Raw genomic sequence first — 18,773 nt, 5'->3', positions numbered from 1 at the left:
TCAACGGCGAGCGGCGAGGGGGCAGCCTGCGCACGCGGGGGACGGGCGGCACGACGAGCAGGCGGACGCGGCGGCGTGCGGCGCGGGCCGTTCGGTGCGCGCGGCGCTGGCGTCGCCGCGGGCGACGAGGCGCGCGAGCGCGGCGTCCACGAGCCCGCGGTCGAGGCGCAGGCCGCGGGCGATCGCGTCGGGGGTCGCGCCCGTGCGCGCGGCCGTCAGCACGTCGTCGAGCACGCTCATCCGAGTGCCTTCCCGACCGTGAACACGAGCACCGCACCGACCCACGCGACGACGAGCCCGACGACGAGCCCGAACGCGGTCCACCGGCTCCCGAGCAGGCGGCGCTGCTCGGCGAGCGTCGCGAGGCACGGGCTGTACGCGAGCACGAACCACAGGAACGCGGCGGCCGCTGCGGCGCCGTGCCCGCCCGACGACGCGTCGAACGTCGCCTGCAGCCGCTCACCCACCAGGCCGGGCTGCGCAGGGTCGTCGGGCTCGGCGACCGCGGCGGTCTGCGCGAACGAGCCGACGACGACCTCCTTCGCGACGAACCCGGTCGCGAGAGCCGCTGTCGCCTCCCACGAGCCGAACCCGGTGGGGCCGAACACGGGCGCGGCGGTGTGCGCCGCGCGCCCGTACAGCGAGTCGGCGACGGGTACGGCGGCGAAGTCGTGCCCACCGGCCACGGGCACGGCCAGGAGCACCCACACCGCGGTGAGGGTCACCACGATGATCGACCCGGCCTTGCGCACGAACGCGCGCGCCCGCACCGCGCTCGACACCGCGATGGCTCGCAGCCCGGGGCGCTGGTAGGCGGGCAGCACCAGGACGAGCGGCTGGCGCACGAGGTCGCGGAACAGGGTGCGGCGCAGCACCGTCCCGCCGAGCACGACGAGCAGCACCGATGCGACGTACATGACGAAGATCGCGGTGCCGGCATGCTCGGGGAAGAACACCGACGCGAGCAGCACGTAGACGGTCAGCCGTGCGGTGCACGACGTGAACGGGACGAGCAGCCCGACGAGCAGGCGCTGGCGCGCGTGCGGGAGGGTGCGGGTCGCGGCGAGCGCGGGCAGGTTGCAGCCGAAGCCGACGACGAGTGGCAGCACCGCGCGGCCGTCGAGCCCGAGCGTCCGCATCGCACGGTCGGCGACGAACGCGGCACGCGCGAGGTAGCCGCAGTCCTCGAGCAGCGCGACCGCGACGAACATCAGTGCCATGAGCGGGACGAACGACAGCACGGTCCCGGCACCCGCGAGCACGCCGTCGACGACGAGCCCTTGCAGCCACCCGGTGGGCAGCACGCCGCGCACCGCGTCCGCGACGACGCCGTTGACGAGACGGTCGACCCCGTCGACCAGCGGCGCGGCCACGCTCGTCGTGAGCTGGAACAGCGCCCACATGACGCCCAGGAAGACCGGCACGCCCAGACGCGCGTCGAGCAGCACGCGGTCGATGCGGTCCGACCACGTCCGCACGGGGCGGACGGGCGCCGGGACCGCGGCCAGCACGTCCGCGACCCAGTCGTAGAGCGCGTCGTCGGGTGCGTCGTCGTCGGGGATGGCCAGGGTCATCGTCGGGCGGGTGCGCACGGCCGCGGTGACCACGCGCGCGAGCTCGCCCGCACCCGCGCCCGTGCGCGGGTCGACCTCGACCACCGGGACGCCGAGCCGCGCTCGCAGGTGGTCCGCCGCGCGCCCGAGCCCGCGCGCCCGAGCGACGTCGCCCATGGTCAGTGCCACGACGACCGGCACGCCGCGCCCGTCCGGGCCCGCACTGCGGGCGACCTGCCCCGCGAGCAGCAGGGACCGCGCGAGCGCGCTCGCGTCCGCCACGAGCACGACGAGGTCCGCGGCGCCGCCGTCGAGCTCGTCGGCGACGACCTGCTCGTCGGGCGACGCTGCCTGCAGCGCGTACGTCCCGGGCAGGTCGACGAGCCGCAGGTCGACGTCCTCGACGCGCCAGCGGCCCTCCTGCAGCTCGACAGTCGTGCCGGGCGCGTTGACGACGCGCTGGCGCGCGCCCGTGAGCGCGTTGAACAGCGTCGACTTGCCGACGTTCGGGTTCCCGACGAGGACGACGCGCGGGGCGTCGAGCACGCTCGTCGCGGCGGCCGGTGCCGCGTCGTCGTCGTGGCAGCTCACGAGCGCACCGCGACGGCCTCGACGCGCACGCGTCGGCACGTGCCTGCGTCGAGCGCGAGCCGGTCGGCACCCACGCCGACGACGCGTCCACCGAAGCCGCCGCGGTGCGTCACGTGCAGCACCGCGCCCGGGGCGAGCCCGAACGTGCGGAACCGGCGGCGGGTGCTCTCGTCGAGCTCGACGTCGAGGACCCGGACGGTCGCTCCGGGTTCACACGAGGCCAGGTCCACGCGTCGACGCTAGCGATCAGGCAAGCCTTACCTCATGGGACCTCGGTCCCGTCCTCACTCGCACCACCCGCCGCCGGGCACCTCACTGCGTGGGCGGCTCGTCCTGGCCCGACTCCTCCGCGGCGTCCGCCTCCTCCTTGGTCGCGTGCACCGCGCCCTCGGCGTGCTCGGGCGGGCCGTAGACCGTGTAGAGGATCAGCGGGTTCTCGCCCGTGTTGACGAAGTTGTGCGTGCGGCCCGCGGGGACGACGACGAGGTCGCCCTGCGCCACGTTGCGCTCCTGACCGGAGACGATCGCCTTGCCTGTCCCCGAGACGAACGTGAGGATCTGGTCGATGTCCTCGTGGACCTCCTGACCGATCTCACCGCCCGGCGGGATCGTCATGACGACCAGCTGCGTGTGCTGCCCCGTCCACAGCACCCGGCGGAAGTCCGGGCTCTGCTCGGCGACGGTCGCGATCGTCCAGTGCTCCACGTGTCCTCACCTCTCGTCGGGTCGACGTCCTGGTCATCCTGCAACCGACACCGCGATGCCGCGCGTCGAGCGGCGCACTCGCCCGAGATGCCGGGCCGACGATCTCCGGAGAAGGTGGGCGACATGGGGACGATGACCGCAGGAGCAGTCGGTACCGCCACGTCACGCGACCGGGTCCGCCAGGTCACGGTGCTCGTCGGCGCGGTGGTCGCGATCGTCGGCGCGACCATCGGGTCCGGCGCGTTCGGCGGGCAGCCCATCGCCCAGGCCGCCGACGGCGCGCTGTCGGCGACGGCCACGCCCGTCGCGCCCGACAGCCCGGCGTTCTCGATCTGGTCGGTGATCTACACGGGCCTCGCGGTGTTCGCCGTGGTGCAGGCGTTGCCACGCCACGCGGCCGACCGGCGCCTGCGGGCCGTCGCGTGGTGGGTGCTCGCGACGATGCTGCTCAACGCGCTGTGGATCGGGGTGGTGCAGGCCGGGTCGGTGGGCGCGAGCGTGCTGGTCATCGCCGTGCTGCTCGCGGTGCTCGCCGCCGTCTACGTGAAGCTGGTCCGGCTCGAGCACACCTCCGCCCTGCCGTCGGTCGTGACCGACGTGACCATGGGGCTGTACACCGGGTGGGTCGGCGTCGCGACGCTCGCGAACACCGCGGCATTCCTGGCCGACGCCGAGGTGGGCGAGCTGGGCCTCGGCGCGACCGGGTGGTCCGTGGTGCTGGTGTCGCTCGCCGCGGTGCTCGCCGTCGCGTACGCGTTCTACGGGCGGCGCCGGCCGACCGTCGTCGTCCCGGTGGGGCTGGCGATGGCGTGGGGTCTGCTGTGGATCGGCCTGGGCCGCACCACCGGCGAGCTGGTCGACGAGACGGCCGCCAGGGCCGCGTTCGTCGCAGCGACCCTCGCCCTCCTGGCCCCCGTCGTCGCCACGTCGACAACCCGCCACCCCTAACCCCACCCGTGGCGCCGTCGGGTCGCGCGTCTCTCGATAGGTCGTGCGGATGACTGCGCGACTCATCGTCAAACGCACGACCCGACGAGAGATGCACGACCTCACCGGGGGTGACCGGCCGCGCTGACCAGCGGCGGGAGGGGTGCGGGGCACCCGGGTGCGTGTCAGGGTGTGGGCATGGTCGGGGCGCGGGGCGTGCTGGCGCTGGTGCGCGCCGCGCACGCCGCGCCCGCGATCGCCGTCACCGCGTTCGCCGGGGCGTACTCGTGGGCCGTCGGTGCGCCCGCATGGCTGGTCACGGCAGCGGTGCTCGCGGGGCAGCTGTCGATCGGCTGGTCGAACGACTGGGTCGACGCGGCGCGGGACCGCGCGGTCGGCCGCACCGACAAGCCGATCGCGACCGGGGCCCTCGACGTCCGCACGGTCCGCACCGCGGCGCTCGTCGCGGTCGCCGCATGCGTGGTGCTCTCGTTCGCGCTCGGCGCCGCCGCGGGCGTCATGCACCTGGTCACGGTCGCGTCGGCGTGGTCGTACAACCTGTGGCTCAAGTCCACGCGGTGGTCGTGGGCGCCGTACGCGCTGTCGTTCGGCCTGCTGCCGTCGGTCGCGACGCTCGCCCTGGACCCGCCCCGCGCCGCACCGGTCACGACGACGGTCGCCGCGGCCCTGCTGGGCGTCGGGGCGCACCTCGCGAACGTGCTGCCCGACCTCGAGGACGACGCGGCCACGGGCGTCGTCGGGCTGCCGCACCGCCTCGGTCGGCGCCGCACCACGCTGGGCGCGGTCGCGCTGCTGCTCGCGGCGACCGCGCTCGTCGTGCTGGGCACGCCCGGCGGGGCCACGGCCGTGGGGATCGCCGCGCTGGTCCTCGCGGCCGCGCTCGCCGCGAGCGCCGCTTGGGTGGCCGCACGCCGCCCCTCGCGCCGGTACCCGTTCCTCGCGGCGATCGGCGTCGCGGCGGTGACGGTCGCGGTCCTGGTGACCACAGGCTGACCACAGGCTGAAAGCGAGCGCTCCGGCACCCGGACACCACCTCGCGCGGCCGGCGCATCCGCGTGCGACGATCCCGGCATGTCCCGGATCGTGGCGGTTGCACCCGTGCTGCCCCGCCATGCCTACCCGCAGTCGCAGATCGCCGACGAGCTGGCCGACATCCTCACCACGGACCCCGCGCGCCGCGTCCTGCTGAAGCGGCTGCACGCGTCGTCGGGCATCGACACCCGGCACCTCGCGGTCCCCCTCGAGCGCTACCGCACGCTCGGCGGGTTCGACGAGACCAACGCCCTCGCGCTGTCGACCGGCCTGGACCTCGCCGAGCGCGCCGTCCGCGCGGCCCTGGCCGCCGCGGGCCTCGAACCCGCCGACGTCGACCACCTCATGCTCACCACCGTCACCGCGATCGGTGCGCCGTCGATCGACGCGATGCTCGTCGACCGGCTCGGGCTGCGCCCGGACGTCACACGGCTGCCGAGCTTCGGCCTGGGCTGCGCGGGCGGCGCCGCGGGCCTCGCGCGCGTGCACGACCACCTGTCGGGCCACCCGGACCAGGTCGCGGTGCTCGTGTCGGTCGAGCTGTGCTCGCTGACGCTGCAGCGCGACGACGACTCGACGGCCAACCTCGTCGCGAGCGGGCTGTTCGGTGACGGTGGTGCGGCGGTGGTCATGGCGGGCAGCGGACGTGCCGCGCCCCGGGCGGCGTCGGGCCCCGCACGCCGGACCTGGACGTCCGCGCCCCGCGTCGTCGGGTCCCGCAGCGTGCTCTACCCCGGCTCCGCGGACGCGCTGGGCTGGCAGGTCGGCTCGTCGGGACTGCGGATCGTGCTGTCCGGAGGGCTTCCGGACGTCGTGCGCGCGCACGTGGCCGACGACGTGAAGGCGCTGCTCACCGCGCAGGGCGCGGTCCCCGACGACGTCGCGACGTGGCTCGTGCACCCCGGTGGCCCGAAGATCCTCGACGCCGTGCAGGACGCGCTCGACCTGCCGCACGGCGCGCTCGCCCGCTCGTGGGCGAACCTTGCGCGCGCCGGGAACCTCTCGTCGGCGTCGGTGCTGCACGTGCTCGCCGACGGCATGGCGGACACCCCGCCGCCCGGAGCGCTGGGCGTGCTCACGGCGTTCGGGCCGGGCGTGGGCGTCGAGCTGGTCGCACTGCGCTGGCCGTCCGACGAGCACCCGTCCGACGAGCCCCCGTCCGACGAGGATGGTGTGGCATGAGCCTCGCGCTGTACACGGTGCTCGTCCTGGCGACGGGCGTGGAACGGCTCGTCGAGCTCGTCGTGTCGGCGCGGCACGCGCGCTGGTCGTTCGAGCGCGGCGGGCGCGAGAGTGGGCGCGGGCACTTCCCCGCGATGGTCGCGCTGCACACCGGTCTGCTCGTCGCGTGCGTCGCGGAGGCCACGCTCGCCGACCGGCCGTTCCTGCCGTGGCTGGGCTGGCCCATGCTCGTCGTCGTTCTCGCGGCGCAGGCGCTGCGCTGGTGGTGCATCGCGACGCTCGGCCCCCAGTGGAACACGCGCGTGATCGTCGTGCCCGGCAGCGGCCTGGTGGCGCGCGGCCCGTACCGGTTCCTGCGCCACCCGAACTACGTCGCGGTCGTCGCGGAGGGCGTCGCCCTGCCGCTCGTGCACACCGCGTGGGTCACGGCGCTCGCGTTCACCGTGCTCAACGCCGTGCTCCTGCTGGGGTTCCGGATCCCCGCCGAGGAGCGCGCGCTCGCGGACGCGCGGCAGGCCTGAGCGGTGCCCGCGGGAGGTCTCGACGCGGACGTGCTCGTCGTCGGGGGCGGACCGGTGGGGCTCGCCGCGGCCGTCGAGGCGCGCCTCGCCGGGCTGTCGGTGCTGGTGCTGGAGCCGCGCACCGGGCCCGTCGACAAGGCGTGCGGCGAAGGGCTCATGCCGGGTGCGCTCACGGCCGTGCGTCGGCTCGGGGTGGACCCCGAGGGGTACGAGCTGACCGGAATCGCGTACGTGGACGCGACGCGCCGCGTGGAGCACCGCTTCCCGCGCGGGACGGGCCGTGGCGTCCGGCGCACCGTGCTGCACGACGCGTTGGCGCGCCGCGCGGCGGCGCTGGGCGCCGAGGTGGTCGTCGGGCGCGCGTCGAGCGTGCGGCAGGACGCGCACGGCGTCACGGTCGACGGTCTGCGGGCCGGGCACGTGCTCGCGTGCGACGGGCTGCACTCGACCGTCCGGCGGCTGCTGGGCCTCGAGGCCCCGGTCCGACGAGCGGGCGCGGACGGGCGTCGGCGGTTCGGGCTGCGCCGGCACTACCGGGTCGCGCCGTGGAGCCACCTGGTCGAGGTGCACTGGGCGCCCCACGCGGAGGCGTACGTGACGCCCGTGGGCGCCGGGCTGGTCGGCGTCGCGGTCCTCGGGCCCGCCCGCACGGACCTCGACGCGACCCTGGCCGCGCTCCCCGCGCTCGCGCACCGCCTCGCCGGTGCCGAGCCGGACGGTCCGGTGCGCGGCGCGGGCCCGCTGCTGCAGCGCACCACCGCGCGCACGGCCGGACGGGTGCTGCTCGTCGGGGACGCGTCCGGCTACGTGGACGCGCTCACGGGCGAGGGCCTGCGCGTCGGGCTCGCGCAGGCGGCCGCCGCGGTCCGCCACCTCGACGACCCCGCGGGCTACGAGCGCGCGTGGGCGCGCGCCACCCGCGACTACCGCGTGCTCACCACGGGCCTCGTCGCCGCCGCGACGTCCCCGGCCCGCCGCACGATCGTCCCGGCGGCCGCCCACCTGCCCCGCGTCTACGGCGCGATCGTCGACCGCCTCGCCCGCTGAGCCGGACCGACCTCGCCGCCCAAATCGATTCGAGACCCCCCGCTCGGCGAGCCTGCCACCCCGGCGCAGGACCACACTCGCGGGGCGACGAGTGTCGTGGCGGCACCCCCGCCGCCCGGCACGTCCTTCAACGACGAGGAGATCGATGTCCGCGCGTCTCAAGTCAGCTTCCCTGGTGCTCTCGTCCCTGCTCGCGACGGTGGGCATCGGGGCGGTCACCACGTCCTCGGCCCAGGCGGCCGTGGGCTGCAGGGTCGACTACGCCGTCACCAGCGAGTGGGGCGGGGGGTTCGGGGCCGCCGTCACGGTCACGAACCTCGGCGACCGCCTCGACTCGTGGACCGTGGGCTGGACGTACGCGTCCGGCCAGCAGGTCACGCAGGCGTGGAACGCCACCGTCACGCAGTCCGGGACCGCCGTCACCGCCCGCAACGCGAGCTACAACGGCACGCTCGCCACCGGTGCGTCGACGAGCTTCGGCTTCAACGGGTCGTGGTCCGGTGCCAACCCGAAGCCCACGGCGTTCACCGTGAACGGCGTCGCGTGCACGGGCGGGACCACCACCCCGACCGCCACGCCCACGCCGACCCCCACGCGGACCCCCACACCGACGCCCACCCCCACCACGACGACCCCGCCGCCGCCCACGGGCACGACGCCCCTGGCGGTCAACGGCCAGCTGCGGGTCTGCGGCGTGAACCTGTGCAACCAGTACGGCAAGCCGATCCAGCTGCGCGGCGTGAGCACGCACGGCCTGCAGTGGTTCCCCGGCTGCTACAACAACGCGTCGCTCACCACGCTCGCGGAGGACTGGAAGGCCGACGTGCTGCGCATCGCGATGTACGTCAACGAGGACGGCTACGTCACCAACCCGTCCGGCTTCACGTCGCAGGTGAACAGCCTGGTGGACGCGGCCGAGCAGCGCGGGATGTACGCGATCGTCGACTTCCACACGCTCACGCCCGGTGACCCCAACGTCAACCTGGACAACGCCAAGACGTTCTTCCGCAGCGTCGCCGCCCGCAACGCCGCGAAGAAGAACGTCATCTACGAGATCGCCAACGAGCCGAACGGCGTCTCCTGGCAGGGCATCCGCAGCTACGCGAGCCAGGTCATCCCGATCATCCGGGCCGCCGACCCCGACGCGGTGATCCTCGTCGGGACCCGCGCCTGGTCGTCGCTCGGCGTCTCGGAGGGCTCGAGCTCCGCGGAGATCGTGGCCAACCCGGTGCCGTTCGACAACATCATGTACACGTTCCACTTCTACGCGGCGTCCCACCAGGACAACTACCGCAACGAGGTGCGCAACGCGGCCGGCAAGCTCCCGCTGTTCGTGAGCGAGTGGGGCACGACGAGCGCGACCGGCGGCGGCACGGTGGACCTCGCGAGCTCGCGCACGTGGCTCGACCTGCTCGACTCGCTGAAGATCAGCCACGTGAACTGGACGTTCTCCGACGCCCCGGAGTCCAGCGCGGCGTTCCAGGCGGGCACCTGCTCGGGCTCCGACTACGGCACCTCGCGGCTGTCGCAGTCCGGCCAGTTCGTGCGCAGCCGGGTGATGACGGCGGACAGCTTCCCGACGAGCTGACGGCTCGCCGCGCGCGATCGGGGGACCCGACCTAGCGTGGTCGGGTCCCCCTGTGCGAACCACGGAAGGAGCACGCCATGGCCACGATCGACGAGTCCGTCGAGGTCGACGTCCCGATCAGCACCGCGTACAACCAGTGGACGCAGTTCGAAGACTTCCCGGAGTTCATGGGAGGTGTCGAGGAGGTCCGGCAGGTCGACGACACCCTCACCCACTGGCGTACGTCCATCGGTGGCGTCGAGCGCGAGTTCGACGCGCAGATCGTCGAGCAGACGCCCGACACGCGCGTCGCCTGGCAGAGCATCGACGGCACGACGCACGTCGGGCAGGTGACGTTCGAGCCGCTCGGCCCGACGCAGACCCGCGTCCGCGTGCAGACCGCGTGGGAGCCGGAGACGCTCGTCGAGAAGGCGGGTGCGGTCGTCGGCGCCGACGACCGTCAGGTGAAGGCGGACCTCAAGCGTTTCAAGGAGTTCATCGAGTCGCGCGGCGTCGAGACGGGCGCCTGGCGCGGCACCGTCTGAGGACCGACGCACGTCACGGTGGGGTCGACCGCACGGTCGGCCCCACCGTCGTGCGTGGGGGCTGCTCGGCACGACCATGAGCGCTGGCCGTGGTGGCGCAGTTCGATCCCGACTGGGGCGCGGCGGACGCGATCCGCGCGACGCTCGCCCCGTTCCGCACGCGCTGAGCCCCGCACGCGCTGAGCCCCGGACGAGCTCCGGCGCGGTCAGCGGGCGAGGTCGCGGTGGCGGAAGCCGGCGAGGCCGACCGTCACCAGGCCCGCGGTGACGAGGGCGAGCCAACCCAGGCCCGTCCAGTCCGGGTCGCCGGCGGTGACGGTGGGGACGTGCCAGAACGGGCTGATGCCGAGCACCCAGTCGTCCAGCCCGAACGTGGGCCCGAGCAGCGTGAGCAGGAACGAGACGAGCACCCCCGCCCACGCGGCACGGCTGGCCGCGGGTCGCGCGCCGACCAGCGCCGTCGCGAGGGCCACCACGGTCCACACCGCGGGCACGGTCGCCGCGGCCTGCACCAGCACGTCGCGGGTGCTCACCCCGATGTCCGCCCCGCCCGCGAGCACGGCGACGACCGTCCCGGCGAGCAGCACCAGCACCGCGACGGTGCCGAGCGCGAGCAGGAGGTGGCTCGCGTAGAACCGGGTGCGCGCGACGGCGCCCGCGAGCACGGGCTCGACGCGGTCCTCGAGCTCCTCCGCGCGGACCCGGAGCAGCACCTGCACGCCGGGCACGCACGCGATGATCCCGACGAGGCTGAGCACGGTCCGGACGAAGGCGCCCGTGAGCTGGGCGGGGCTCGCAGCCCCGGCGGCGAGGATGCGCTGCACCGCCGGCTCGCCCGCGAGCAGGTCCTCGATCGACGTCGTGAAGTGCCCGAACACGACGCCCAGCACGACGAACACGCACGTCCACGTCAGCAGCGACGGGCGGTTGACCCGGACCGCGAGCCGCCAGGGGGTGCGTGCGGTGCCGCGCGCCGGGCCGGGCCGCTGCGCGAGCATGCCCTGCCCGAAGTCACGCCGGGCCTGCAGCGCGAACGCGGCACCGACGGCGGCCACCGTGAACGCGACCGTCAGGAGCAGCGGCGCCCAGTGGTCGCCGGTCGCGGGGCGGGTCTCCAGCGTCCAGCCCAGCGGGTTGGCCCACCTGGTCCACGCGGGCGCGTCGAGGGAGGTGCTCAGGCCGCGCAGCAGGAACAGCGTCCCGAGGGTGCCGACCGCGAGCGCGCTCGCCGTGCGTGCGTCCGAGCCGACCTGCGCGGTGACGGCCGCGACCCCCGCGAACATCCAGCCCGTCGCGGTGTACGTCGCACCCAGCAGCAGCGACGACGACCACGCACCCCCGCACAGCCCGGTGGTCACCCCCGCGACGAGCCCGGCCGCGAGCGACCCGACGAGCGCGAGCGCGACACCCGCCATGAGACGCGACGAGCGGCCCAGCACACCGGACGCGAGCAGCTCCGCCTGCCCCGAGTCCTCCTGCGCGCGGGTCGCGCGCGTGACCGCGAAGACCGCACCGAGCGCGACGAGGAAGCCGCCGAGCGCGAGCGTGCGCCACGCGTTGAACCCGTCGGCGGTCGACAGGTCGTACGCCGGGCCGAAGATGAGCCCCAGCGCGGGGTTCGCGCCGATCGCCACCGCGAGCGCCTCGCGGGACGCCTGGTCGGGGAACACCCACGGGTAGACGACGACGGACGAGGTCGACAGCAGGGTCGCGACCAGGACCCACGGCGCGAACAGCCGTCCGTCGTGGCGCATGGTCGCGTGCAGCAGCGTGCGCGTCCCGACGAGGCTGCCCGCGCGCGGTGCGCTCACCGCGGTCATCGTGCGCGCTCGTCGGGCACGGCTTCGTCGGACGCGCGCTCGTCGTCGCCGTACAGCCGCAGGAACAGGCTCTCGAGGGACGGCGGCGCGACCGTCAGCGACGTCAGCCCGAGCGGTGTGAGCAGGGCCATCGCCGCGCCGACGCGCGTGGACTCGACGGTCGCGGTGAGCCGGTCCCCGTCGACGCGCACGTCCCCGAGCCCGGCGAGCTCGTCGTGCCCGGGCACGCGCGCGAGCGTCGCGTGGATCGTCGTGCGCGTCTGGCCGCGCAGGTCCGCGAGCGTGCCGGACCGCACGACGCGCCCGTCGCGGATGATGCTGATGCGGTCCGCGAGCGCCTCCGCCTCGGCGAGGATGTGGCTGGACAGCAGCACGGTGGCGCCGCGCTGCGTCGCCTCCCCGACGGCCTCCTGGAACACGTTCTCCATGAGCGGGTCGAGGCCGCTGGTCGGCTCGTCGAGCACGAGCAGCTCGACGTCGGAGGCGAGCGCGGCGACGATCGCGACCTTCTGCCGGTTGCCCTTGGAGTACTGCCGGCCGCGCTTGGTCGGGTCGAGCTCGAACCGCTCGACGAGCTCGGCGCGGCGCCGCTCGTCGAGGCCGCCGCGCAGGGACCCGAGCAGGTCGATCGCCTCGCCGCCCGTCATGCCGGGCCACAGCGACACGTCGCCGGGGACGTACGCCAGGCGGCGGTGCAGCGCGACGACGTCCGCCCACGGGTCCCCGCCGAGCAGCCGCACGGTGCCGGAGTCCGCGCGCAGCAGGCCCAGCAGCACGCGGATCGTCGACGACTTCCCCGCGCCGTTGGGGCCGAGGAAGCCGTGCACCTCGCCCCGCTCGACACGCAGGTCCAACCCGCGCAGCGCGGGGAACCGCCCGAAGGACTTGGTGAGTCCCTCGATCTCGATGACTGCCTCAGCGCCCATGAGCCGAACGTACTCACGCCGCCGGCGCAAATCAACAGGTGTGGATATGCGGCGCCGCGCGTACCCTGCGGACGTGACGACCGACGCCTCGACCCCCCGCCGGCGCGGTCGCGGCGAGAAGTTCCCCGGCGGCCGCGACGCGATCCTCGCGGCGGCCCGCGACCAGTTCGCCGAACGCGGCTTCGCGGGCGCGACCATCCGCGGCATCGCCCAGGCCGCGGGCGTCGACCCCAAGCTCGTCATGCACTTCTTCTCGAGCAAGGACGACCTGTTCGCCGCGTCGCTCGAGCTCCCCGTCGAGGGCCTGCGCGCGCTGCTGGGCGCGCTGCAGGCACCGGTCGACGAGGTGCCCGAGCGGCTCACGCGCGCCTACGTCGAGATGTGGGAGTCCCCCCTGACGGGCCCCCAGGTGCGCGCCATGCTCATGTCGATCGCCACCACCGACTCGGCCGCCGACGCGCTGCGCACCGCGTTCGAGCAGCGGATCGCCGGTGCGCTCGGCGACCGGTTCGAGCCGGTCGCGGTCGTCACCGCGATGAGCCAGCTCCTGGGCGCGGCCTTGATCCGGTACGTCGTGCGGATGCCCGCGTTCGACGCGCTGACGCGTGACGAGTTCACCGCGCAGCTCGTGCCGTCGGTCGCGGCGAGCCTCGAGCGCGGCCGGGTGGCACCGCCGCCCGCGGCTCGCCCCGCGTGACCTGCGCCGCGTGACCTGCCCCCGGACTCGTCGGGAAGAAATCCGCGCGAGGTGCATCCGAACCCGGACCTCGGCCGGAAGAAGGGGTGTCAGGCGCCAACCCGGCGCCCGCTCCCGGAAGGACGCACCATGCGCACTCGACTCCTCGCCGGCACCGCAGCCGGTGCCCTCGGTCTCGCCGCCGTCGCCCTCACCGCAGGTCCCGCCTCCGCCGCCGACGACGCCGCACTGTCCGTGCTGCACGGCGTCCCGGACCTCACCGTCGACGTGTACGTCAACGGTGAGCTGACGCTCGACGACTTCGAGCCGGGCGAGCTCGCCGGGCCGCTCGACCTGCCCGCCGGGACGTACACGGTCTCGATCACGGCGGCCGACGCGGCCGACGACAGCGACCCCGCGATCGGCCCCGTCGACCTCGAGCTCGCCGCCGGCACCAGCTACACGGCCGTCGCGCACCTCGACGCGTCGGGCGAGCCGACCGCGACGCTGTTCACCAACGACACGTCCGCGACCAAGGCCGGCGAGGGCCGCCTCACGGTGCGTCACGTGGCCGCCGCGCCCGCGGTCGACGTCCTCGCGGGCGGCGACGCCGTCATCTCCGGCCTCGAGAACCCCGACGAGAAGGTCCTCGACCTGCCCGCCGGGACGGTCTCCGCGAGCGTCGTCGCCGCCGGCACCACGGAGCCCGCGCTGCTCGGCCCGGCCGACGTGAACGTCGCCGAGGGCACCAACACGATCGTCTACGCGTGGGGCTCGGCGACGTCCGACCCGGCGACGCTCGCGCTCGCCACGCAGACCATCGACGGGCTGCACAGCGACCCGGGCGCCGTCCAGGCCGGTGAGCTCGGCCTCGCGGCCGACGAGCCGGGTGCGGCCGTGTGGCCGTACGCGCTGGCCGGCATCGCCGTCCTCGGCGCCACGGGCCTCGTCGCCGTCCGCCGGCACGCGACCGCCACGCGCTGACCCATGGCACGACGACACCGCACGCCGGCCGGGGTCCTCCCCGGCGCCCTGGCCGGCGTGCTCGCCGCGGGGCTGCTCGCGGGCTGCACCTCCGAGCCGCCCGTGCCCGAGCCCGTCGCGCGCCCGGTGTCGTCGGCGCCACCCGGACCGACCACGGCAGCGCCGTCCCCAGCGCTGTCCGACGTCCCGGTCCGGGACGCGACCGCACCGGCGCCCGAGGTCCGCGCGGCGCCGGTGCGGCTCGCGGTCCCCGACGTCGACCTCGACATGCCGGTCGTGCCGGTCGGGGTCCTCGACGACGGGACCATGGAGATCCCCGAGGACGCGGGCGAGGCCGGCTGGTACCGGTTCGGCCCCGTCCCCGCGGACGACGACGGCAACACGCTCGTCGCCGCGCACGTCGACTCCCGCCTCACCGGGATCGGCCCGTTCGCCCGGCTGCGGGACGTCCCGCCGGGCGCGACTGTCACCGTGACCGACGCCGACGGGACCGCGCACCGGTACCGCGTCACTGGCGTCGATGTGGCCGTCGCAGTTGATCGGCGGGGAACTCTTCGACTTGTTTGGCGGGGCCGGCGCCGACGACCGGCCGAGGCGTCCGGGTTCCGTTAGGGAAGGTCGACCTCTCGTCAGGAGAGCGTCTGGAGTGTCCGGGTTGGCCTGGGGGCGGGTGCTCAATGGGTGCTGGGGCCCGCGGGGTTCCCGCCGTCGGTGACGGTGTCGATCTCGTTCGGAGCTGACTCGTGGCTGATCTGGCCGTCGTGTTGCTGACCTGTGCGTGCTTTGCCTTGCTCGGGGCCTTGGTCGCGGGAGTGGGAAAGCTGTGAGCGTGGAGTCCGTGGTTGCGCTCGTCGTGGCTGTTCTCCTGGCGGGGTACCTGGTGTGGACCCTGCTGCGTCCGGAGCGGTTCTGATGTCCCCGGTTGTGGCGGCCGTCCTGCAGGTTGGGCTGCTGGTGGGTCTACTCGCGCTCGTCCACGTGCCGCTGGGTGACTATATGGCGCGGGTCTTTGCCGGTGATCGGCACACCCGGGTGGAGCGGTTGGTCTACCGGGTGGCTGGGATCGATGCCGGGGCTGATCAGCGCTGGTCGGTGTACGCGCGGTCGGTGCTGGCGTTCTCCTTCGTCAGCGTCCTGGGGTTGTATGCGTTCTTGCGGGTCCAAGAGCACCTGCCGTTGTCGTTGGGGATGCCGGCAATGGGCTCGGACGGCGCGTGGAACACGGCCGTGTCGTTCGTGACGAACACGAACTGGCAGTGGTACTCCGGGGAGAGCGCGGCCGGGCACCTGGTGCAGATGGCGGGCCTCACGGTGCAGAACTTCGTCTCGGCCGCGGTCGGTCTGGCGGTCGCGGTGGCCCTGGTCCGCAGCTTCGCCCGCACCGGCACGGACCGGCTCGGCAACTTCTGGGTGGACCTGGTCCGTGGCACGCTGCGGATCCTGCTGCCCATCGCCGCTCTCGCCGCCGTCGCGCTGATCGCCGGCGGGGTCGTGCAGAACTTCACCGGCCCTACCGAGATCACCACCCTGGCCGGCGGGACGCAGTCCATGGTCGGCGGCCCGATCGCCTCACAGGAGTCGATCAAGCTGCTGGGGACCAACGGGGGTGGCTTCTTCAACGCCAACAGCGCGCACCCGTTCGAGAACCCCACCGCCTGGACCAACTTGCTGCAAATCTTCTTGATCCTGGTGATCCCGTTCAGCCTGCCGCGCACGTTCGGGCAGATGGTGGGCGACCGGCGCCAGGGTGTGGCGATCGTGGCGGTGATGGCCTCCCTGTGGGGGGCGGCGGTCGCCGTCATCTCGTGGGCCGAGATGCGTGGCCTGGGCGCAGTCCCGCAGCTGGCTGGCGGGGCGATGGAAGGCAAGGAGGCCCGCTTCGGGGCCGCGGGTTCGGCACTGTTCGCCGCGTCGACCACCGGCACGTCGACCGGTGCGGTCAACAGCTTCCACGACTCCTTCACCGCCGTCGGCGGTGGGGTGACGTTGCTGAACATGATGCTCGGTGAGGTCGCCCCCGGTGGGGTCGGCGCCGGCCTGTACGGGATGCTGGTGCTCGCGGTCCTGGCGGTGTTCCTGGCGGGGTTGATGGTCGGGCGCACCCCGCAGTACCTGGGTAAGAAGATCGGCCGTACCCAGGTCACGTTGGTGGCCCTCTACATCTTGACCATGCCGGCCCTGCTGCTGGTCGGCGCGGCGATTACTGCCGCTACCCCCGCCCTGGTGGACGCCTCGGTCCAGGACCCCGGCGCGCACGGCCTGTCGGAGATCCTCTACGCCTACGCCTCGGCGACCAACAACAACGGCTCGGCGTTCGCCGGCTTCGCCGCGGGAACCCCCTATCAGAACACCGCCCTGGGACTGGGCATGTTGTTCGGCAGGTTCGTGCCGATAGTTCTGGTCCTGGCCTTGGCCGGCAGCCTGGCTGGCCAGCGGCCCGGCGCCACGACGGCGGGCACCATGCCCACCCACGGGCCCGTGTTCGTCGGCCTGCTCGGGTTCGTGGTGCTCGTCGTCGCCGGCCTGACCTTCTTCCCCGCCCTTGCTCTGGCGCCGATCGCGGAGGCACTGCTGTGACCACCACCGTCCGCACCCACCAGCCCACCCGCGCCCACCCGAACCGGGTCCGAGCGGGTGCGTTCGAACCGCGCCAGCTGTGGCACTCGCTTCCGCAGGCCCTGGCCAAGCTGGACCCGCGCCACCAGGTGCGCTACCCGGTGATGTTCGTGGTGTGGGTCGGGTCGGTGGCCAGCACCGTCCTGGCGGTGCTGCACCCCAGCGTGTTCTCGTGGTCGATCGCGGCGTGGCTGTGGGTCACGGTCGTGTTCGCCAACCTTGCCGAGTCCGTCGCCGAGGGCCGCGGCAAGGCTCAGGCCGACTCCTTGCGCGCCGCCCGGACCCACACCCTGGCCCGCCGCGTGATCGGTGAAGGGTCGGAGGAGGCGGTGCCGGCGACCGCACTGCAGGTCGGTGACCTGGTCGTGGTCGAGGCCGGTGAGGTCATCCCCAGCGACGGGGACGTCGTGGAAGGGATCGCCAGTGTCGATGAGTCGGCGGTGACCGGTGAGTCGGCGCCGGTGATCCGCGAGTCCGGTGGGGACCGCAGTGCGGTCACTGGCGGCACCAAGGTGCTCTCGGACCGGATCGTGGTGCGCATCACGGCCCGGGCCGGTGAGACGTTCCTCGACCGGATGATCGGACTGGTCGAGGGCTCGACCCGGCAGAAGACCCCCAACGAGGTCGCGCTCAGTCTGCTGCTGTCAGGTCTGACCTTGGTGTTCCTGCTCGCGGTCGTGACCTTGCAGCCCTTCGCCGTGTACTCCGGTCAGGCCCAGTCCCTGACGGTGCTGGTGGCGCTGCTGGTGTGCTTGATCCCCACCACGATCGGCGGGCTGCTGTCCGCGATCGGGATCGCAGGGATGGACCGGCTGATCCAGCGCAACGTCATGGCCCTGTCCGGGCGGGCGGTCGAGGCGGCCGGCGATGTGGACGTGCTGCTGCTGGACAAGACCGGCACCATCACGTTCGGCAACCGGCAGGCGGCCGAGATCATCCCTGCCGAGGGCCTGAGCGAGGAGAAGGTCGCTGAGGCTGCGCAGCTGTCCAGCCTGGCCGACGAGACCCCCGAGGGGCGCTCGATCGTGGTGCTGGCCAAGGAGCGGTACGGCATGCGCGCGCGATTCCACACCCAGCTGCCCAACGCCACGTTCGTGTCGTTCACCGCCCAGACCCGGATGAGCGGGGTAGACCTGAGCGAACGGGACGGGCTGTGGCAGATCCGCAAGGGCGCGGCCAGCGCCGTCATGAAGTGGGTCCGCGACAACGGCGGGCACCCGACCGCGGACGTGGGTCGTGCGGTCGACGCGATCAGCGCCTCCGGCGGCACGCCCCTGGTGGTGGCTGAACGCCTGGGTGAGGCGCCGGCCCGGGCAGTCGGGGTGGTGCACCTGAAAGACGTGGTCAAGCCCGGCATGCGTCAGCGGTTCGACGAGCTGCGCCGGATGGGCATCCGCACCGTGATGATCACCGGGGACAACGCGCTGACCGCCCGGGCGATCGCCGAGGAGGCCGGTGTCGACGACTTCCTCGCCGAGGCCACCCCCGAGGACAAGATGGCCCTGATCCGCCGAGAACAAGCCGGTGGGCGCCTGGTCGCGATGACCGGCGACGGGACCAACGACGCACCCGCCCTTGCCCAGGCCGACGTCGGTGTGGCGATGAACACCGGAACCTCGGCCGCCAAGGAGGCCGGGAACATGGTCGACCTGGACTCCGACCCCACCAAGCTCATCGAGATCGTCGCCATCGGCAAGCAGCTGCTGATCACCCGGGGCGCGTTGACGACCTTCTCCATCGCCAACGACGTCGCCAAGTACTTCGCGATCATCCCGGCGATGTTCGTGGGCCTGTACCCCCAGCTGGAGCAGCTGAACGTCATGCGCCTGTCCTCACCGCAGTCCGCGGTCCTGGCAGCGGTGATCTTCAACGCGCTGATCATCATCGCGCTGGTCCCGGTGGCACTGCGGGGCGTGCGCTACCGGCCCGCGCACGCCTCGGCGATGTTGCGCCGCAACCTGCTGATCTACGGGCTCGGCGGGCTCGTCGCCCCGTTCGCGGGCATCAAGCTCATCGACCTGGTCCTGTCCTTCCTGCCTGGCCTGTGAGGGCCAGAACAC

Annotated in this window: 19 protein-coding genes; 13 read left to right on the top strand and 6 right to left on the bottom strand. The window is 73.8% G+C overall.

Going from position 1 to position 18,773, the window contains the following annotated elements; genetic code table 11:
- The 4 genes from CUD01_RS00230 to CUD01_RS00215 all read right to left on the bottom strand — a co-directional run bounded on the left by CUD01_RS00230 (nucleotide 1) and on the right by CUD01_RS00215 (nucleotide 2,849).
- Nucleotides 1-240 carry a hypothetical protein gene (locus CUD01_RS00230; protein WP_141317740.1) on the bottom strand — a complete coding sequence of 80 codons (240 nt, stop codon included), beginning with the start codon at nucleotides 238-240 and terminating at the stop codon, nucleotides 1-3.
- Nucleotides 237-2,144, bottom strand: coding sequence for a ferrous iron transporter B (gene feoB, locus CUD01_RS00225; RefSeq protein ID WP_141317738.1), 1,908 nt, complete (start codon nucleotides 2,142-2,144; stop codon nucleotides 237-239). Before feoB ends, CUD01_RS00230 begins: the two co-directional genes overlap by 4 nt.
- On the bottom strand, nucleotides 2,141-2,374 hold the full coding sequence (locus CUD01_RS00220; RefSeq protein ID WP_141317736.1) for a FeoA domain-containing protein: 234 nt from the start codon (nucleotides 2,372-2,374) through the stop codon (nucleotides 2,141-2,143). Before CUD01_RS00220 ends, feoB begins: the two co-directional genes overlap by 4 nt.
- Before the next feature lie 82 nt (nucleotides 2,375-2,456).
- Entirely contained in the window at nucleotides 2,457-2,849 is a 393-nt protein-coding gene (locus CUD01_RS00215; protein ID WP_141317734.1) for a cupin domain-containing protein, read from the bottom strand.
- A 123-nt stretch (nucleotides 2,850-2,972) separates the two neighbouring features.
- Here CUD01_RS00215 and CUD01_RS00210 point away from each other — a divergent pair, with 123 nt between their 5' ends.
- The 7 genes from CUD01_RS00210 (at nucleotide 2,973) to CUD01_RS00180 (ending at nucleotide 9,691) form a co-directional block, all read left to right on the top strand.
- A complete protein-coding gene (locus CUD01_RS00210) occupies nucleotides 2,973-3,797 on the top strand; it encodes a TspO-related membrane protein (protein WP_141317732.1) in 825 nt (274 codons plus the stop codon).
- 177 nt (nucleotides 3,798-3,974) lie between these two features.
- Nucleotides 3,975-4,790: a UbiA family prenyltransferase gene (locus CUD01_RS00205; RefSeq protein WP_141317730.1), complete on the top strand. Its 816-nt coding sequence runs from the start codon at nucleotides 3,975-3,977 to the stop codon at nucleotides 4,788-4,790.
- 78 nt (nucleotides 4,791-4,868) lie between these two features.
- Nucleotides 4,869-6,011 (top strand): type III polyketide synthase, encoded by a 1,143-nt coding sequence (locus tag CUD01_RS00200; RefSeq protein WP_141317728.1) that lies wholly within the window; start codon nucleotides 4,869-4,871, stop codon nucleotides 6,009-6,011.
- A complete protein-coding gene (locus tag CUD01_RS00195) occupies nucleotides 6,008-6,532 on the top strand; it encodes an isoprenylcysteine carboxyl methyltransferase family protein (protein WP_094181247.1) in 525 nt (174 codons plus the stop codon). Before CUD01_RS00200 ends, CUD01_RS00195 begins: the two co-directional genes overlap by 4 nt.
- Before the next feature lie 3 nt (nucleotides 6,533-6,535).
- Nucleotides 6,536-7,579, top strand: coding sequence for an NAD(P)/FAD-dependent oxidoreductase (locus CUD01_RS00190; protein ID WP_094181248.1), 1,044 nt, complete (start codon nucleotides 6,536-6,538; stop codon nucleotides 7,577-7,579).
- Nucleotides 7,580-7,724: 145 nt separating this feature from the next.
- On the top strand, nucleotides 7,725-9,167 hold the full coding sequence (locus tag CUD01_RS00185) for a cellulase family glycosylhydrolase (protein WP_141317726.1): 1,443 nt from the start codon (nucleotides 7,725-7,727) through the stop codon (nucleotides 9,165-9,167).
- Between the two features lie 77 nt (nucleotides 9,168-9,244).
- Nucleotides 9,245-9,691 (top strand): SRPBCC family protein, encoded by a 447-nt coding sequence (locus tag CUD01_RS00180; protein WP_094181250.1) that lies wholly within the window; start codon nucleotides 9,245-9,247, stop codon nucleotides 9,689-9,691.
- A gap of 206 nt (nucleotides 9,692-9,897) precedes the next feature.
- On the opposite strand, the gene CUD01_RS00175 is transcribed toward CUD01_RS00180, so the two are convergent.
- Complete coding sequence (locus tag CUD01_RS00175; RefSeq protein WP_371860739.1) at nucleotides 9,898-11,502, bottom strand: ABC transporter permease; 1,605 nt, start codon at nucleotides 11,500-11,502, stop codon at nucleotides 9,898-9,900.
- A gap of 5 nt (nucleotides 11,503-11,507) precedes the next feature.
- Entirely contained in the window at nucleotides 11,508-12,437 is a 930-nt protein-coding gene (locus CUD01_RS00170; RefSeq protein WP_141317722.1) for an ABC transporter ATP-binding protein, read from the bottom strand.
- Nucleotides 12,438-12,510: 73 nt separating this feature from the next.
- On the opposite strand from CUD01_RS00170, the gene CUD01_RS00165 reads away from it, so the two are divergent.
- The 6 genes from CUD01_RS00165 to kdpB all read left to right on the top strand — a co-directional run bounded on the left by CUD01_RS00165 (nucleotide 12,511) and on the right by kdpB (nucleotide 18,761).
- Nucleotides 12,511-13,134 carry a TetR/AcrR family transcriptional regulator gene (locus CUD01_RS00165; protein WP_166772065.1) on the top strand — a complete coding sequence of 208 codons (624 nt, stop codon included), beginning with the start codon at nucleotides 12,511-12,513 and terminating at the stop codon, nucleotides 13,132-13,134.
- Nucleotides 13,135-13,263: 129 nt separating this feature from the next.
- Entirely contained in the window at nucleotides 13,264-14,097 is an 834-nt protein-coding gene (locus CUD01_RS00160; RefSeq protein WP_141317718.1) for a DUF4397 domain-containing protein, read from the top strand.
- 3 nt (nucleotides 14,098-14,100) lie between these two features.
- Entirely contained in the window at nucleotides 14,101-14,709 is a 609-nt protein-coding gene (locus CUD01_RS00155; RefSeq protein WP_141317716.1) for a class F sortase, read from the top strand.
- Nucleotides 14,710-14,920: 211 nt separating this feature from the next.
- A complete protein-coding gene (gene kdpF / locus CUD01_RS00150; protein WP_141317714.1) occupies nucleotides 14,921-15,010 on the top strand; it encodes a K(+)-transporting ATPase subunit F in 90 nt (29 codons plus the stop codon).
- The gene (gene kdpA, locus CUD01_RS00145) at nucleotides 15,010-16,674 is read left to right on the top strand and encodes a potassium-transporting ATPase subunit KdpA (protein ID WP_141317712.1); all 1,665 of its coding nucleotides are present in this window, start codon (nucleotides 15,010-15,012) and stop codon (nucleotides 16,672-16,674) included. The genes kdpF and kdpA overlap by 1 nt, the downstream gene beginning before the upstream one ends.
- The gene (kdpB, locus tag CUD01_RS00140; protein WP_094181094.1) at nucleotides 16,671-18,761 is read left to right on the top strand and encodes a potassium-transporting ATPase subunit KdpB; all 2,091 of its coding nucleotides are present in this window, start codon (nucleotides 16,671-16,673) and stop codon (nucleotides 18,759-18,761) included. The genes kdpA and kdpB overlap by 4 nt, the downstream gene beginning before the upstream one ends.
- Nucleotides 18,762-18,773 lie beyond the last annotated feature (12 nt).

Source organism: Cellulomonas uda (assembly GCF_006538705.1).
GTDB lineage: Bacteria > Actinomycetota > Actinomycetes > Actinomycetales > Cellulomonadaceae > Cellulomonas > Cellulomonas uda.
The sequence above is the reverse complement of the archived record's forward strand: the minus strand, read 5'-3'. Positions and strand labels throughout refer to the sequence as shown.